The sequence below is a fragment of the Cupriavidus nantongensis genome (assembly GCF_001598055.1).
Taxonomy (GTDB): Bacteria; Pseudomonadota; Gammaproteobacteria; order Burkholderiales; family Burkholderiaceae; genus Cupriavidus; species Cupriavidus nantongensis.
Genome location: NZ_CP014844.1, coordinates 1,339,696 through 1,356,405, shown reverse-complemented (window position 1 = coordinate 1,356,405; position 16,710 = coordinate 1,339,696). Strand labels below are relative to the sequence as shown.

The 16,710-nt window shown below is 65.4% G+C and carries 16 protein-coding genes and 1 tRNA gene; 1 reads left to right on the top strand and 16 read right to left on the bottom strand.

Annotated elements, in window-relative coordinates; all coding sequences use genetic code 11:
* Position 1: 1 nt before the first annotated feature.
* The 9 genes from A2G96_RS06265 to A2G96_RS06225 all read right to left on the bottom strand — a co-directional run bounded on the left by A2G96_RS06265 (position 2) and on the right by A2G96_RS06225 (position 8,037).
* Positions 2–484, bottom strand: coding sequence for a NuoB/complex I 20 kDa subunit family protein (locus A2G96_RS06265; protein WP_008643342.1), 483 nt, complete (start codon positions 482–484; stop codon positions 2–4).
* Between the two features lie 6 nt (positions 485–490).
* Entirely contained in the window at positions 491–850 is a 360-nt protein-coding gene (locus A2G96_RS06260) for an NADH-quinone oxidoreductase subunit A (protein ID WP_012352330.1), read from the bottom strand.
* 166 nt (positions 851–1,016) lie between these two features.
* Positions 1,017–1,101, bottom strand: a tRNA-Leu gene (locus A2G96_RS06255).
* A gap of 187 nt (positions 1,102–1,288) precedes the next feature.
* Positions 1,289–1,666, bottom strand: a complete 378-nt coding sequence (gene secG / locus A2G96_RS06250; RefSeq protein WP_062797757.1) for a preprotein translocase subunit SecG — start codon at positions 1,664–1,666, stop codon at positions 1,289–1,291.
* 51 nt (positions 1,667–1,717) lie between these two features.
* Positions 1,718–2,461: a triose-phosphate isomerase gene (gene tpiA, locus A2G96_RS06245; protein WP_082818864.1), complete on the bottom strand. Its 744-nt coding sequence runs from the start codon at positions 2,459–2,461 to the stop codon at positions 1,718–1,720.
* A 93-nt stretch (positions 2,462–2,554) separates the two neighbouring features.
* Positions 2,555–3,559 (bottom strand): NAD(P)H-quinone oxidoreductase, encoded by a 1,005-nt coding sequence (locus tag A2G96_RS06240; RefSeq protein ID WP_062797752.1) that lies wholly within the window; start codon positions 3,557–3,559, stop codon positions 2,555–2,557.
* A gap of 155 nt (positions 3,560–3,714) precedes the next feature.
* Entirely contained in the window at positions 3,715–5,886 is a 2,172-nt protein-coding gene (gene pnp, locus A2G96_RS06235; protein ID WP_062797750.1) for a polyribonucleotide nucleotidyltransferase, read from the bottom strand.
* Positions 5,887–6,336: 450 nt separating this feature from the next.
* Positions 6,337–6,606, bottom strand: a complete 270-nt coding sequence (gene rpsO / locus A2G96_RS06230) for a 30S ribosomal protein S15 (RefSeq protein WP_010809136.1) — start codon at positions 6,604–6,606, stop codon at positions 6,337–6,339.
* Between the two features lie 174 nt (positions 6,607–6,780).
* Positions 6,781–8,037, bottom strand: a complete 1,257-nt coding sequence (locus A2G96_RS06225; protein ID WP_062797748.1) for a branched-chain amino acid ABC transporter substrate-binding protein — start codon at positions 8,035–8,037, stop codon at positions 6,781–6,783.
* Between the two features lie 206 nt (positions 8,038–8,243).
* Between A2G96_RS06225 and A2G96_RS06220 the strand changes: the two genes are divergently transcribed.
* Complete coding sequence (locus tag A2G96_RS06220) at positions 8,244–8,774, top strand: hypothetical protein (protein WP_062797746.1); 531 nt, start codon at positions 8,244–8,246, stop codon at positions 8,772–8,774.
* Between the two features lie 102 nt (positions 8,775–8,876).
* On the opposite strand, the gene A2G96_RS06215 is transcribed toward A2G96_RS06220, so the two are convergent.
* From A2G96_RS06215 to A2G96_RS06185, 7 genes are all read right to left on the bottom strand, one after another.
* Positions 8,877–10,418, bottom strand: coding sequence for a 2-isopropylmalate synthase (locus A2G96_RS06215; RefSeq protein WP_062797743.1), 1,542 nt, complete (start codon positions 10,416–10,418; stop codon positions 8,877–8,879).
* Positions 10,419–10,746: 328 nt separating this feature from the next.
* Positions 10,747–11,250: a peptidoglycan-binding protein LysM gene (gene lysM, locus A2G96_RS06210; protein ID WP_062797740.1), complete on the bottom strand. Its 504-nt coding sequence runs from the start codon at positions 11,248–11,250 to the stop codon at positions 10,747–10,749.
* A gap of 118 nt (positions 11,251–11,368) precedes the next feature.
* On the bottom strand, positions 11,369–12,250 hold the full coding sequence (gene pssA, locus A2G96_RS06205; RefSeq protein ID WP_062797738.1) for a CDP-diacylglycerol--serine O-phosphatidyltransferase: 882 nt from the start codon (positions 12,248–12,250) through the stop codon (positions 11,369–11,371).
* Positions 12,251–12,275: 25 nt separating this feature from the next.
* The gene (locus A2G96_RS06200; RefSeq protein WP_062797736.1) at positions 12,276–12,926 is read right to left on the bottom strand and encodes a phosphatidylserine decarboxylase; all 651 of its coding nucleotides are present in this window, start codon (positions 12,924–12,926) and stop codon (positions 12,276–12,278) included.
* Positions 12,927–13,175: 249 nt separating this feature from the next.
* Positions 13,176–14,192 (bottom strand): ketol-acid reductoisomerase, encoded by a 1,017-nt coding sequence (ilvC, locus tag A2G96_RS06195; protein WP_012352318.1) that lies wholly within the window; start codon positions 14,190–14,192, stop codon positions 13,176–13,178.
* Positions 14,193–14,314: 122 nt separating this feature from the next.
* Positions 14,315–14,806 (bottom strand): acetolactate synthase small subunit, encoded by a 492-nt coding sequence (ilvN, locus tag A2G96_RS06190; protein WP_029044782.1) that lies wholly within the window; start codon positions 14,804–14,806, stop codon positions 14,315–14,317.
* Positions 14,806–16,569 (bottom strand): acetolactate synthase 3 catalytic subunit, encoded by a 1,764-nt coding sequence (locus A2G96_RS06185; protein WP_062797735.1) that lies wholly within the window; start codon positions 16,567–16,569, stop codon positions 14,806–14,808. The genes ilvN and A2G96_RS06185 overlap by 1 nt, the downstream gene beginning before the upstream one ends.
* Between the last annotated feature and the right edge of the window lie 141 nt (positions 16,570–16,710).

Genomic DNA, 16,710 nt, shown 5'->3' with positions numbered 1-16,710 from the left:
TTCAGCCCTTGCGCGCGATGGTGTTGGTACGCTTGATCTTGTTCTGCAGCTGGATCACGCCGTAGATCAGCGCCTCGGCCGTCGGCGGGCAGCCCGGCACGTAGATATCCACCGGCACGATGCGGTCGCAGCCGCGCACCACCGAATATGAATAGTGGTAGTAGCCGCCGCCGTTGGCGCACGAGCCCATCGAGATCACCCAGCGCGGTTCCGCCATCTGGTCGTAGACCTTGCGCAGCGCGGGGGCCATCTTGTTGCACAGCGTGCCGGCCACGATCATCACGTCCGACTGGCGCGGCGACGGGCGGAAGATCACGCCGAAGCGGTCCATGTCGTAGCGCGCGGCGCCGGCATGCATCATTTCCACGGCACAGCAGGCCAGGCCGAAGGTCATCGGCCACAGCGACCCGGTGCGGGTCCAGTTGATCAGCTTGTCAGCGGTAGTCGTGACGAAGCCTTCGTTGAGAACGCCTTCGATTGCCATTTCACATCACTCCCAATCGAGCGCGCCCTTTTTCCAGATGTAGACGAAGCCCACGATGAATTCCAGCAGAAACACGCCCATGGCGATGAAACCCGGCCAGCCGATATCCTTCAGGGCAACACCCCACGGAAACAGGAAGGCGGTTTCGAGATCGAACAGGATAAACAGGATGGCGATGAGGTAGTAGCGCACGTCGAACTTCATGCGCGCGTCCTCGAACGCTTCGAAGCCGCACTCGTACGGAGACAGCTTCGCGGGATCGGGCTTGTTCGGACCGAGGATCCGACCGATCGACATCAGTGCCACGCCAAGCACGACACCGAAGATGATGAAGATGAGAACGGGGAAGTAGGCTTCGAGATTCAAGGTACGGCCAGCCTTATCTGGAATGTTGTCAACAGCACCAGCTGAAGCGGCGTCCTGTTGCCCACCCCAGGCGCTAAGCCACGAGAATCATGGCGCGCCGCCTTGCGGACTGCCGGAGCCCCATGCGCGGGTGCATTGCCCGGCCAGGGACTCCGATCAAGTTGTTTGGTGCCGACGGCGAGACTCGAACTCGCACAGCTTTCGCCACTACCCCCTCAAGATAGCGTGTCTACCAATTTCACCACGTCGGCTGGGGGAGAAACAATATTGCCTGGCGCCGGGTTTTCAGGCCCTTCAGGTCCGTTACAAAGGCTTTCGTCTTTGCGCGGAACCCATCGCTGGGGAATCGTTTCAAGCCTTGCATTCTAACCCAAATTTCTTGCTTTGTTCAACGCACAACTGCAAAAAAACTCAGGAATCCGCCGCAAGGCAATCGGATTATTTCGGTACCGCAGGGGCTGCCGGCGCCGAAGCGTCCGCGGCAGCGGCCGGGGCTGCTGCGGCGGGTGCCGAAGCACCGGCCACGGCGGGCGCCGATGCCGGCGCCGCGCCCATCACGCCCAGCGACGCCGCGGGCTTGTAATTGCCCAGCAGCGTCAGCGCCAGCGTGCAGACGAAGAACAGCGTAGCCAGCACGGCGGTGGTGCGCGACAGGAAGTTGGCCGAGCCGGTGGCGCCGAACAGGCTGCCGGAGGCGCCCGAGCCGAAGGCCGCGCCCACATCGGCGCCCTTGCCATGCTGGATCAGCACCAGGCCGATTACGCCCAGCGCCGACAACACCTGCAGCACCACCAACAAAGTCTTGAAGATTGCCATTTGATTTAAATAAGCTTACTTGCCTGATCGGTCGATCGGAACGGCCGGCATTCAGGCGTTGCCGATCGCGAGAAAATCTTCCGACTTGAGCGAGGCGCCGCCGATCAGGCCCCCGTCGATATCGGTCATCGAAAACAGTTCGGCCGCATTGTCGGGCTTGACGCTGCCGCCGTACAGGATCGCCATGCGCCCGGCCACGCCCGCATCGCGCGCGGCAACCTGGCCGCGCAGGAAGGCATGCACCGCCTGCGCCTGCGCGCTGGTGGCGGTCTTGCCGGTGCCGATGGCCCACACCGGCTCATAGGCCAGCACCACGCGGCCCAGCTGCTCCACCGTCAGCGCCTCCAGCACCGCCTGCAGCTGCCGGCCGACCACGGCCTCGGTCTCGCCAGCCTCGCGCTGGGCCAGGGTCTCGCCCACGCACACCACTGGGACGATGCCGAACTCGAGCGCCCGCAGCGCCTTGGCCGCGACCGCCTGGTCGGTCTCGCCATGGTAGGTACGGCGCTCGGAGTGGCCGACCAGCACATAGGTGCAGCCGAACTCGCCCAGCATGGAAGCCGCCACTTCGCCGGTGAAGGCGCCGCGCGCCTCCGCCGACACGTCTTGTGCACCCCAGGCCACCTTGGAGCCGTTCAGCAGCGCCTGGCATTGTGCAAGATAGGGGAACGGCGCGCAGACCGCCAGCGTCGCGCCGGTCACACCAGCGCCAGCCTGAATGCCTTCCAGCAGTGCCGCGTTGGCAGCCAGGCTGCCGTGCATCTTCCAATTGCCGATGACGAGCTTGTGTCTCACGAGGTGCCCCTCCCAAATCAAACCCGCTATTGTAGCGTGTGGCAGGGGCAAGGCGCTATGCCCGCCGGTATACCGGCCGCTACGTCCGCCGATTTACCAGGTCAGCACGATCTTGCCGATATGCTCGCTCGACTCCATCAGCCGGTGCGCGTCGGCCGCCTGCGCGGCCGGGAACACCTGGTGGATCACCGGCTTGATCTTGCCTGCCGCCAGCAGCGGCCACACCTGCTCGTGCAGCGCCGCGGCGATCTTGCCCTTGAACGACGCCGGGCGCGGACGCAGCGTCGAGCCGGTCACCGTGATGCGTCGGCGCAGGATGTCGCCCAGCGGAATCTCGGCCTTGGCGCCGCCCAGCAGCGCAATGATGACGATGCGGCCATCGTCGGCGATGCACTTGAGCTCGCGCGCCAGGTACGGGCCGGCGACCATGTCGAGGATCACGTCGACGCCCTTGCCGCCGGTCAGCGCAGCAACTTCGGCAACGAAGTCCTGAGTCTTGTAGTTGATGGCGCGATCGGCGCCGAGGTCTTCGCAGGCCTTGCACTTGTCGTCGGTACCGGCGGTGACGAAGACCTTGAAGCCCAGCGCCTTGGCGATCTGGATCGCGGTGGTGCCGATGCCGCTGGAGCCGCCCTGGATCAGCAGGGTTTCGTCCTTGCCGCGCGGGCCCTGGCCCAGGTAGCCGCGATCGAACACATTGCTCCACACCGTGAAGAAGGTCTCCGGCAGCGCCGCGGCCTCGATATCGCTCAGGCCCTGCGGCGCGGGCAGGACCTGCGCCAGCGGCGCGGTGCACAGCTGCGCGTAGCCGCCGCCCTGCACCAGCGCGCAAACGCGGTCGCCCGCCTTCAGGCCGAAGCGGTTGTCGGCATGGCCGAGGTCGCCGCCCACCACCACGCCCGCCACTTCCAGCCCGGGCAGGTCGGACGCGCCCGGCGGCACGGGGTAGTTGCCGGTGCGCTGGAACACGTCGGGACGGTTGACGCCGGCGGCAGCCACGCGGATCAGGACTTCCCCCGCGCCCGGCACAGGGTCGGGGCGCTCGGTCAGCTGGAGGACTTCGGGGGCGCCGTATTCGCGGATCTCGATGGCTTGCATGCTTGCTGCTCCTTGTCTGCTGTCAGGTCGGTGTGAGCTTGCGCTCGTCAGGGTTGCCCGGCAGTGTAAACAAAAAAACGGCCGGACATGGTCCAGCCGTTTTGTGGTGGCGCCCCCGTTCCCGGAGGCGCCGGCGGGCACGACTGCCCGTGGCGTTACTGCTGTTCCGAGCCACCGGCCGGCGCTGCCGGCGCGGCGCTTTCGCCGGCGTTGATCGGGCTGATGCTGCCGCCCTCTTCCGCCAGCGCGGCCTTCAGCGACAGGCGCAGGCGGCCCTTCTCGTCGGCCTGGATCAGCTTGACGCGGACCTGCTGGCCTTCCTTCAGCCAGTCCTTGATGTCCTTGACACGCTCGTTGACGATTTCCGAGATATGCAGCAGGCCGTCCTTGCCCGGCAGGATGTTGACGATGGCGCCGAAGTCGAGCAGCTTCAGCACGGTGCCGGCGTAGATCTTGCCCACTTCGGCTTCCGCGGTGATGCCCTCGATGCGGCGCTTGGCTTCGGCCATGCCTTCGGTCGAGGTCGAGGCGATGGTGATGGTGCCGTCTTCCTGGATGTCGATGGTGGTGCCGGTTTCCTTGGTCAGCGCCTGGATGGTCGAACCGCCCTTGCCGATCACTTCGCGGATCTTGTCCGGGTGGATCTTCATGGTGATCATGCGCGGGGCGTGTGCCGACAGCTCGGTGCGGGCGTGGCCCATCGCTTCCTGCATGTTCGACAGGATATGCAAGCGGCCCTCCTTGGCCTGCGCCAGCGCGACCTGCATGATCTCCTTGGTGATGCCCTGGACCTTGATGTCCATCTGCAGCGCGGTGATGCCGCTGTCGGTGCCGGCCACCTTGAAGTCCATGTCGCCCAGGTGGTCTTCATCGCCCAGGATATCGGTCAGCACCGCGAACTTGTTGCCTTCCAGGATCAGGCCCATGGCCACGCCGGCCACGTGCGCCTTGACCGGAACGCCGGCGTCCATCAGCGCCAGGCAGCCGCCGCAGACCGAAGCCATCGACGACGAGCCGTTGGACTCGGTGATTTCCGAAACCAGGCGGATGGTGTAGGCGAATTCGTCGTCCTTCGGCAGCACCGGGATCAGCGCGCGCTTGGCCAGGCGGCCATGGCCGATTTCGCGGCGCTTGGGGCTGCCCACGCGGCCGGTCTCGCCGGTGGCGAACGGGGGCATGTTGTAGTGGAGCATGAAGCGGTCGCGGTACTCGCCGGCGAGCGCGTCGATGATCTGCTCGTCGCTCTTGGTGCCCAGCGTGGCCACCACCAGCGCCTGGGTCTCGCCGCGGGTGAACAGCGCCGAGCCGTGCGCGCGCGGCAGCACCGACGAACGGATCTCGATCGGGCGCACGGTGCGGGTGTCGCGGCCGTCGATGCGCGGCTCGCCGTTCAGGATCTGGCCGCGCACGATCTTCGCTTCCAGGTCGAACATGATATTGCCGACTTCCACCTTGTCGGCTTCGACGCCGGCCTCGGCCAGCGCCGCGGCGACGTTGGCCGACACTTCCTTCAGCTTCTGGCTGCGCGCCGACTTCTGGCGCAGCTGGTAGGCTTCCTGCAGCAGCGGCAGCGCGACTTCGGTGACCTTGGCGATCAGCGGCTCGTTCTTGGCCGCCTGGGCCCAGTCCCACTCCGGCTTGCCGCCTTCGCGCACCAGTTCATGGATGGCATTGATGGCGGTCTGCATCTGCTCGTGGCCATAGACCACGGCGCCCAGCATCACGTCTTCCGACAGCTGGTTGGCTTCCGATTCGACCATCAGCACGGCGCGCTCGGTGCCGGCGACCACCAGGTCGAGGTCCGAGGTGGCGATCTGCGAGCGGGTCGGGTTCAGCAGGTACTGGCCGTCCTTGTAGCCGACGCGCGCGGCGCCGACCGGGCCGCTGAACGGGATGCCCGACACGGCCAGCGCGGCCGAGGCGCCGATCAGCGCCGGGATGTCGGCGGGGACTTCCGGGTTCAGCGACACCACGTGCACCACCACCTGGACTTCGTTGTAGAAGCCTTCCGGGAACAGCGGACGCAGCGGACGATCGATCAGGCGCGAGGTCAGGGTCTCGTTTTCCGACGGACGGCCTTCACGCTTGAAGAAGCCGCCGGGGATCTTGCCGGCGGCGTAGGTCTTCTCGATGTAGTCGACCGTCAGCGGGAAGAAGTCCTGGCCCGGCTTCGGGTTCTTGGCGGCGACCACGGTCGCCAGCACCACGGTGTCTTCCACATCGACCAGCACGGCACCGCCGGCCTGGCGGGCGATTTCGCCGGTTTCCATGCGGACCGTGTGCTGGCCCCACTGGAATTCCTTGACGACCTTGTTGAACATGGACATATGCATTCCTTGACTTGCGTGCTGGCCGCGCAATCTGCGCAATGACACGCGCGCGGCCGGCGACGCCTGCGTTCTCAGCCGCAGGCAAACTGCCGGGTTGCCGGTCGCGGTCGCAGGGAAGTGCTATGCCATTCCAGCGCGGCACCGGCGTTGCCGATGCCGTGCTGGAATGACACAAAGCCCTCACAAAGCCCTGTTTCCTTGCCCGATCCGGGTGTTGGATAAAAAGAACAACTTACTCCGTTGCGCCGCTTGCCGCAACGGCGCCCGCGCCATCGACATGGCCGGGCGGCGTGAAGCGAAAATCACTGCATTCACAGTCTGCACCCTGGCGGCACGGAATCGCCCCGCCAGAAATGCAAAATGCCTGCCCAGCAGTGCTGAAGCAGGCATCGAGGCCTCACGCGAAACCGTGCAAACCCAGGAATCGCGCTGCCATCGGACGCAACCTTACTTGCGCAGGCCCAGCTTTTCGATCAGGGCGCGGTAGCGGTCGGCATCGTTGGACTTGAGGTAGTCCAGCAGGCGGCGACGGCGGCTCACCATGCGCAGCAGACCGCGGCGGCTGTGGTGGTCCTTCATGTTGGCCTTGAAGTGCGGGGTCAGTTCGTTGATGCGGGTGGTCAGCAGGGCCACTTGCACTTCGGGGCTGCCAGTGTCGTTGGCGCCACGTGCGAATTGCTTGATGACTTCGGACTTGTTGATATCGGCGACTGCCATGATGATTTCCTTTCACTTGCGAACGCCACAGCGCGGGATGCGCCGCATGCGTCGTGCCATGTATTTGACTGGCTGCTGCCGCCACCGGGCCGGGGCCAGGTAACGACAGCCGCGGATTATAGCCGAAAAGCCGGCGCAGGAGTACCCGGCGCCCGGCCGCTCATGGACGTTCCATCACGGACGCTCCATCCGGCAGGTGGTCGGCAGCGTGGTCTGCGCCGCCTTGAGCTTGCGCACGGTGCGGAAGCCATAGCCCGAGCCCTCGTTGTCGAAGCGCACCGCGCCGCCCTGGCGCTCCATCACCGATACGTACAGCGGCTGCAGCACCTGGTGGTCGTCGGCCCGCACCGTGGCTTCGTGGAAGTCGTTGACGTAGCGCATGTGCTCGAGCGCGCGCGCCACCTTGACCGCGTCGGTGGAGCCGGCCTGCGTGATCGCGCGCGCCAGCATCTCGACCATCATCTGCATGCGCAGGTGGACGTAGTCGTCCTTCGGCTCCGGATAGCGCGCGCGGAATTCCTGGTAGAACGCGTCGGATGCCGCCCCGCCCACATTGGGATGCCATTCGGCCACCGCCAGCACGCGCCCGACCCCGGCATCGCCCATCGCCGCCGGCGCGCCCAGGCCATTTCCGTAGAAGGTGTAGAACTTGGCCCGCAGCCCGCCCTCGCGCGCGGCCTTGACCATCAGCGTCAGGTCGTTGCCCCAGTTGCCGGTGATGACCGCATCGGCGCCACTAGCCTTGATCTTGGCGATATACGGCGCGAAGTCCTTGATCTTGCCGATCGGGTGGAACTCGTCGCCGACGATCTGGATATCGGGCCGGCGCGCCGCCAGCATCTCGCGCGCCGAGCGCGCCACCTGGTGGCCGAAGCTGTAGTCCTGGTCGATCAGATAGACGCGGCGCACCGCCTGGTCCTGGCGGATGACCTCGGTCAGCGCCTGCATGCGCATGTCGGCGCTGGCATCGAAGCGGAAATGCCAGAAGCTGCAGTTCTCATTGGTCAGGCTGGGATCGACCGCCGAGTAGTTCAGGAACAGCACGCGCGCATCCGGCTGGCGCGCGTTATGGCGGTTGATGGCCGCCACCAGCGCCCCGGCCACCGCCGAGCTGTTGCCCTGCAAGACAAAGGGGATGCGCTTGTCGGTCAGCGCGCGCAGCTGGATCAGGCTTTCATCGACATTGCCCTTGCTGTCGAAGGTGACCAGCTCGAGCGGGCGCGCGCCTTCGGCGGTCTTGACGCCGCCGCGCGCATTGATGCGCTCGATCGCCAGGCGCAGGTTGCGCGCCACCGCTTCGCCGGCATTGGCGAACGGGCCGGACAGGCCGTCGATCATGCCCAGCCGGATCGGCTCCTGCGCCGACGCGCCCGCCGCTGCCGCCAGCAACAACCCGCCCAGCCATCCCCGCCACCGTGCCGCAACCGTCATTCGTCTCTCCTGGAAAGCGCTGGATAGTACGGCAGCGTCCCGCTGCGGGCAAATGCCGGCGCGGTCCGCATCCGCGCCACAAATTCCGGGCAGAACCGGCACGATTAGCGGCAGATCCGCACAAAAGCAGCGCCGAATGCACACACCGCCCGCCACCGCACTACACTGGCGGTATCTACAGTCCAAACATCGATCGAGGACCAGCCATGCATTCCGTCATCGCCAAGGGCGCGCGCCGTCTCGTGCTGGCGCTGGGCGTCGCCATGCTGTCGGCCTGCGCCACGCTGATGCCGGAGCAGGAAGGGAGCCGGCTGGTGGGCCAGCCGCAGGCCGCGGTGCAGGCCATGTTCGGGCCGCCCACCGACGTATTCCCGCTGCGCGACGGCACCACGCGCTGGATCTACTCGAAGCAGCCGATGGGCCAGTATGCCTATGGCGCCGACTTCGACCGCAACGGCAACCTGACCGCGTTCCGCAACATGCTGTCGACGCCCGAGCTGTACAAGGCGCAGGTCAACACCTGGACCAAGCGCGACGTGGCCGAGCACTTCGGCATGACGCGGCTGCCGGTCAGCTACTTCCCGCGCATGCGCAACGAGGTCTGGTCCTACCGCTTCCGCCACGAAGACGTATGGCCGTCGCTGTTCCACTTCTATTTCGACGATGCCGGCGTGCTGCGCCGGACCCAGATCACGCCCGACCCGCTCTACGATCCCGACGAGCGCCGCCTGTTCTGACCGTGCCCATGAAAAAGCCCGCCATCCCCGGGTCGGGAATGGCGGGCCTGGTCCGTACGTTCGGGCCGGGTAGGCCTTCCGCCGTCAGCGCAGGAATCCAGATCAGATCTGCGGGTTGATCTTCTGCACGGCCTTGTCGTGCAGCTTGTTCAGCGCGGCAAGGTAGGCCTTGGCCGAGGCCGCGACGATATCCGGGTCGGTGCCCACGCCGTTGACGATGCGGCCGGCCTTGGACAGGCGCACGGTCACTTCGCCCTGGGCCTCGGTGCCGCCGGTGATGGCGTTGACCGAATACAGCACCATCTCGGCGCCGCTGCCCACGCGCGACTCGATCGCATGCAGGGTGGCGTCGACCGGGCCGTTGCCCTCGCCCTCGCCGCTCTGCTCCTGGCCGTCCATGCTGAACACCACGCGCGCGTGCGGACGCTCGCCGGTCTCGGAGCGCTGCGACAGCGAGATAAAGCGGAAGTGTTCGTTGGCATCGTGCTGGGCCTCGTTCGAGACGATGGCCATGATGTCTTCGTCGAAGATCTCGGCCTTCTGGTCGGCCAGCTCCTTGAAGCGGGCAAAGGCGGCGTTGACCTCGCTCTCGCTGTCGAGCTCGATGCCCAGCTCCTGCAGGCGCTGCTTGAAGGCGTTGCGGCCCGACAGCTTGCCCAGCACGATCTTGTTGGCGGTCCAGCCCACGTCTTCCGCGCGCATGATCTCGTAGGTGTCGCGCGCCTTGAGCACGCCATCCTGGTGGATGCCCGAGGCATGCGCGAAGGCATTGGCGCCGACCACGGCCTTGTTCGGCTGCACCGCGAAGCCGGTGATCTGCGACACCAGCTTCGAAGCCGGCACGATCTGCGTGGTATCGACGCCGACGTCGAGGTTGAAGTAGTCGCGGCGCGTCTTCACCGCCATCACCACTTCTTCCAGGCTGGTGTTGCCGGCACGCTCGCCGAGGCCGTTGATGGTGCATTCGATCTGGCGCGCGCCGCCGAGCTTGACCGCCGCCAGCGAGTTGGCCACGGCCATGCCGAGGTCGTTATGGCAGTGCACCGACCAGACCGCCTTGTCCGAGTTGGGAATGCGCTCGCGCACCGAGCGGATCAGCGCGGCATAGCCTTCCGGCACGGCGTAGCCGACGGTATCGGGCAGGTTGATGGTGGTGGCGCCCTCGGCGATCACGCCTTCGAGCACGCGGCACAGGAAGTCCATGTCCGAGCGGCTGCCGTCTTCCGGCGAGAACTCGATATCGTCGGTGAACTGGCGCGCAAAGCGCACCGCCAGGCGCGCCTGCTCGTACACCTGGTCCGGCGTCATGCGCAGCTTCTTCTCCATGTGCAGCGCGGAGGTGGCGATGAAGGTGTGGATGCGGAACGAGTTGGCAGGCTTGAGTGCCTCCGCCGCGCGGGCGATGTCCTTGTCGTTGGCGCGCGCCAGCGAGCAGATGGTGGAGTCCTTGACCACCTGCGCGATCGAGCGGATCGCCTCGAAGTCGCCGTTGGAGCTCGCGGCGAAACCGGCCTCGATCACGTCGACCTTCAGGCGTTCCAGCTGGCGCGCGATGCGGATCTTTTCCTCGCGCGTCATCGAGGCGCCGGGCGATTGCTCGCCGTCACGCAAGGTGGTGTCGAAAATGATCAGTTTGTCAGACATGGTGTGGAGCTCCTGATTGCTTGTCGTGTGCTGTCCCCGGCATGCTGCGTCCGGGGCTTTACCGCCTGTTCCGCGCTCCACGGCTGTGGAATGCAAAACGCCCCGGCGTGCATGGAGCAGGCCGGGGCGTTGGAAAATTCCTTGCGGATTCCGCGCTAAGGGGTAAGTCCGTCCTTAGCGCGCGCGCGTCCCGACCTGATGGCCTAGTAGGCCACCTAGGGTGGTGCGGGCGATTAGGACTTGGCGCGAAATCATGGCTGCGACTATAGCCGACTTGGCGCGCACGCGCAACACAGGGTTTTGCCGCACGCGCCCCCCTGCAGAAGTCTCAGCCCTTGGGCGGGATGCGCAGCTTCTGGCCCGGGTAGATCTTGTCCGGATGGCTCAGCATCGGCTTGTTGGCTTCGAAGATCTTGTTGTACTCGGCACCGTTGCCATAGGCGGCCTGCGCGATCGCCCACAGTGTGTCGCCCTTGACCACGGTATGCCATTGCGACTCGGCGGACTCGACGTTGACCGACATCTTGTCCTCGACCTTGTCGACGCCCTCGACATTGCCGGCGCACAGGATGATCTTCTCGCGCGTGGCCTGGTCGGGTGCCACGCCGAACACGGTGACGAGACCCTGCGAGCCGTCGACCTGCACCATCAGCCCGGTCGCGTCCAGCCCCATCTTCCTGATATACGCCTCGATCGCGTCGCCCGCGGCGCGATTGGCGGCATCGACCTTCTCCGCCGATGCATCCGCCGCGGCCGCTGCCTGCGCGGCCTTGGCCTCGCCGGTGCCGAACAGCTTTTCTCCCGCTTCCTTGATGAAGTCGAACATGCCCATGACATCCTCCTGACGGTGGGTGGAAAACACTGCAGAGTGCCACGCCCGGATGGCCGCGGCATGAAAACAATTGTGAATCCAGCAATGCATGAAGGGCGCCTGAGCGCCCTTCTGCGATTTATTCGCGCGGCTTCTTCTCGATCGCCGGCTTGCCATGGATGGCCCGCCAGGCCCACAGCACGTAGCCCGAAATCGCGTAGGCCACGAACAGCCCGAACAGCGCCACCGGCGGATCGGTCGAGACCACCACGAACAGCACCAGGACCAGCACCATCATGCCGAACGGCACACGGTAGCGCACGTCGAGCGCCTTGCCGCTGTAGAACGGCGCGTTGGACACCATCGACAGCCCCGCGTACAGCGTGATGCCGAACGCCACCCACGGCATCCACAGTTCCTTGACCGGCAGCTTGTTGTCGATCACCAGCCAGACGAAGCCGGCCACCAGCGCCGCCGCGGCCGGGCTCGGCAGGCCCTGGAAGAAGCGCTTGTCGATGACGCCGATATTGGCGTTGAAGCGCGCCAGCCGCAGCGCCGCACAGGTGCAGTAGACGAACGCCGCGATCCAGCCCCACTTGCCCAGGTCATGCAGGATCCATTCGTACATCACCAGCGCCGGCGCGACGCCGAACGAGGTCATGTCCGAGAGCGAGTCATACTGCTCGCCGAACGCGCTCTGCGTATTGGTGATGCGGGCCACGCGCCCGTCCATGCCGTCGAGCACCATGGCCGCGAAGATGGCGATGGCGGCGGCGTCGAAGCGCATGTTCATCGCCTGCACGATGGCGAAGAAGCCGGCAAACAGCGCCGCCGTGGTGAAGGCGTTGGGCAGCAGGTAGATGCCGCGCCGGCGCGGACGCTGGTAGGCGATATCGTGGTCGTCGACGGCTTCGTCGTCGAAGTCGTCGTCGGCGCCGCGCAGCTGGTTGTGGCGGAACGGCCGCAGGTGGGTCACGTTGCCGCTGCCGCTGCGCTTGTTACGTCGATGGAAGGCAACCATCACTGTGCTCCGGTCAGGCCGCCGCTCACTGCACGTCGAGTTCGGCGAGGATGGTCGACGAGGCCGACACCTTCTCGCCGATGGTCACGCGCGGGCGTGCGTCGAGCGGCAGGTACACGTCGACGCGCGAGCCGAAGCGGATAAAGCCGTAGCGCTGGCCGCGCGAGAGGTTGTCGCCGGGCTTGGTGTAGCACAGGATGCGGCGCGCCACCAGGCCCGCCACCTGCACCAGCGTCACCAGCTGGCCGTCGGCCGAGCGCCGGATCAGCACGGCGTTGCGCTCGTTTTCGGTCGAGGCCTTGTCAAGGTCGGCATTGACGAACTTGCCGGGAAAGTATTCGACCTTCTCCACCGCGCCGTCGACCGAGACGCGGTTCGAGTGCACGTTGAAGACGTTCATGAAGACGCTGATCTTCAGCGCCTCGCGCTGGGCGTACGGGTCCATGGTCTTCTCGACCACGACGATGCGGCCGTCGGCCGGGGCCAGCACGGCATTGGGCTGCGACGGGATCGGACGCGGCGGGTCGCGGAAGAACTGCAGCACGAACACCGTGATGATCCACAGCGGCAGCGCCCACCAGAAGCCCGCGCTGGCATGCACCAGCAGCGAGATGACAAAGGCGCCGGCCAGGAACGGCCAGCCTTCACGGGCGATCAGCGGATGAGGATAGTTCATGCAGTACGTGTTTCGGTGGATACAGGCCAGGGCAAGGCGGCCTGGCCGCGGCACGCAAGTGCCGCGCGCCCTGCCGGCCGCCGCGGGGAGCAGCATCCGGCACGCCTTGCCCGAAAAGTTCGACAAGGATAACAAAAAGCCGTTCAGGTCCCGGCAATCCCCTTCCGATGATAGAAGGGCAAGGCACGGAACGCTGAACGGCTTCGGCCCGCCGCCGTGCGGCGCGGGCCATCAGGCAGCGCTGCTAGATCAGTTCTTCGACTGGTCGACCATCTTGTTCTTGGCGATCCACGGCATCATCGCGCGCAGCTTCTCGCCCACCACTTCGATTTCGTGCTCGGCGTTCAGGCGGCGGCGCGAGATCAGGGTCGGGGCGCCGGCCTTGTTCTCCAGCAGGAAGCTCTTGGCGTATTCGCCGGTCTGGATGTCCTTCAGGCACTGCTTCATCGCCTTCTTGGTCTCCTCGGTCACCACGCGCGGGCCGGTGACGTATTCACCATATTCGGCGTTATTGGAGATCGAGTAGTTCATGTTGGCGATGCCGCCTTCGTAGATCAGGTCGACGATCAGCTTCAGTTCATGCAGGCACTCGAAGTAGGCCATTTCCGGCGCGTAGCCGGCTTCCACCAGGGTCTCGAAGCCGGCCTTGATCAGCTCGACGGTACCGCCGCACAGCACGGCCTGCTCGCCGAACAGGTCGGTCTCGGTTTCTTCGCGGAAGTTGGTCTCGATGATGCCGGCACGGCCGCCGCCGTTGGCGGTGGCGTAAGACAGCGCGATGTCACGGGCGGCGCCGGACTTGTTCTGGTGCACGGCGATCAGGTGCGGCACGCCGCCACCTTGCGTGTAGGTGGCGCGCACGGTGTGGCCCGGGGCCTTCGGCGCGATCATGATCACGTCGAGGTCGGCGCGCGGGATCACGGCACCGTAGTGCACGTTGAAGCCGTGGGCGAAGGCCAGCGCAGCGCCTTCCTTGATGTTGGCGTGCACTTCGTTCTTGTACACGTCGGCGATCTGCTCGTCCGGCAGCAGGATCATGACCACGTCGGCGTTCTTGACGGCCTCGGCCACTTCCTTGACCTGCAGGCCGGCGTTGACGGCCTTGTTCCACGACGCGCCGCTCTTGCGCAGGCCGACCGTCACGTTGACGCCCGAATCCTTCAGGTTCAGCGCGTGGGCATGGCCCTGCGAGCCGTAGCCGATGATAGTGACGTTCTTGCCCTTGATCAGGGAGAGGTCGGCGTCCTTGTCGTAAAACACTTTCATGATGATTCCTTCAATCTCTGTCTTTTGTATGAGAGGAGCGGCATCCTCGCGCGCATCGTGTGCGCCCGGATCGCGCCGCCCCGGGGATACTGCGTGAAGCCGTCGGGTGAGCCGGGGCCGGGTCAGACCTTCAGGATGCGCTCGCCGCGGCCGATGCCCGAGCCGCCGGTACGGACGGTCTCGAGGATGGCGGTACGGTCGATCGCGTCCAGGAACGCATCGAGCTTGACGCCGTTGCCGGTCAGCTCGATGGTGTAGGTCTTCTCGGTGACATCGATGATGCGGCCGCGGAAGATGTCGGCGGTGCGCTTCATTTCCTCGCGCTCCTTGCCCACCGCGCGCACCTTGACGAGCATCAGCTCGCGTTCGATGTGCGCGCCTTCGGTCAGGTCGACCACCTTGACCACTTCCACCAGCCGGTTCAGGTGCTTGGTGATCTGTTCGATCACGTCGTCCGAGCCGGTGGTGACGATGGTCATGCGCGACAGCGAGGCATCCTCGGTGGGTGCCACGGTCAGCGTCTCGATGTTGTAGCCACGGGCCGAGAACAGGCCCACCACGCGCGACAGCGCACCGGCTTCGTTTTCCAGCAGGACCGAAATGATGTGTCGCATTACAGGTCCTCCGCGCCGAGCAGCATTTCGGAAATGCCCTTGCCAGCCTGGACCATCGGCCAGACGTTTTCGGTGGGATCGGTCTGGAAGTCCAGGAACACGGTACGGTCCTTCAGGCGGAACGCCTCGCGCAGCGCCGGCTCGACGTCCGAGGTCTTCTCGACGCGCATGCCGACGTGGCCATAGGCCTCGGCCAGCTTGACGAAATCAGGCAGCGCATCCATGTACGAGTGCGAGTAGCGGTTGTCGTACTCGATCTCCTGCCACTGGCGCACCATGCCCAGGTAGCCATTGTTGAGCGAGCAGATCTTCACCGGGGTGTCGTACTGCAGGCAGGTCGACAGCTCCTGGATGCACATCTGGATCGAGCCTTCGCCGGTGATGGTGACGACTTCCTTCTCGGGGAAGGCCTTCTTGATGCCCATCGCGTACGGCAGGCCCACGCCCATCGTGCCCAGGCCGCCGGAGTTGATCCAGCGGCGTGGCTCGTTGAACTTGTAGAACTGCGCGGCCCACATCTGGTGCTGGCCGACGTCGGAGCAGATGAAGGCGTCGCCGTGGGTCAGTTCCCAGATCTTTTCCACCACGTATTGCGGCTTGATGATCTCGGAACTGCGGTCGTACTTCAGGCAGTCGACCGAGCGCCATTGCTCGATCTGCTCCCACCACTTTGCCAGCGCTTCGCGCTTGGGCTTGATGTCGCTGGCCTTGATCTGGGCGATCAGTTCCTGCAGCACGTCCTTGACGTTGCCGACGATGGGGATATCGACCTTGACGCGCTTGGAAATCGACGACGGATCGATGTCGATATGGATGATCTTGCGCGCCTGCGAGGTGAAGTGCGACGGGTTGCCGATCACGCGGTCGTCGAAGCGGGCGCCGATGGCAATCAGCACGTCGCAGTTCTGCATGGCCATATTGGCTTCATACGTGCCGTGCATGCCGAGCATGCCGACGAACTGCTTGCTGGTGCCGGGAAACGCGCCCAGGCCCATCAGCGTGTTGGTCACCGGGTGGCCGGTCATCGCCGCCAGCTGGCGCAGCTCGTCGCTGGCATTGGCCAGCACCACGCCGCCGCCGGTGTAGATGTACGGGCGCTCGGCGTTCTGCAGCAGCGCCACGGCCTTGCGGATCTGGCCCGAGTGACCCTTGTTGACCGGGTTGTACGAGCGCATGTCGATCGACTTGGGGTACTCGTACTTGCAGGCATTGCGCGAGACATCCTTGGGGATGTCGACCACCACCGGGCCGGGACGGCCGGTCGAGGCGATGAAGAACGCCTTCTTGATGGTCGCGGCGAGGTCGCGCACGTCCTTCACCAGGAAGTTGTGCTTGACGATCGGGCGGGTGATGCCGACAGTGTCGCACTCCTGGAAGGCGTCCTGGCCGATGGCGTGGGTCGGCACGTTGCCGGTGATCACCACCATCGGGATCGAGTCGAGGTACGCGGTGGCGATGCCGGTGACGGCATTGGTCACGCCGGGACCGGAGGTCACCAGGGCAACGCCCACCTTGCCGGTGGCGCGTGCGTAGCCGTCCGCGGCATGGACCGCGGCCTGCTCGTGGCGCACCAGGATGTGCTCGAACTTGGTTTGCTTGTGGAGCTCGTCGTAGATATACAGCACTGCGCCGCCGGGATAGCCCCAGACGTACTCGACGCCTTCTTCGGCAAGTGCGTGAACGAGAATTTCCGCCCCGATCATTTCGGGTGCGGCAGATGAATTGCTGTCGGCGTGGGAGAATTCCGCGCTGGGCATGTTCATTTCAGTCCTTTGCAATTTTCGGCAAAAAATTGTTTGGATGCTCTCTGCCGAACTTGTGGCTCGGGTTCAAGCGATGCGCGTCTGCATGGAAGACCGCCTCATAAGCGGCCGGATGAGACAACCACTGATGTCGTGTGAACC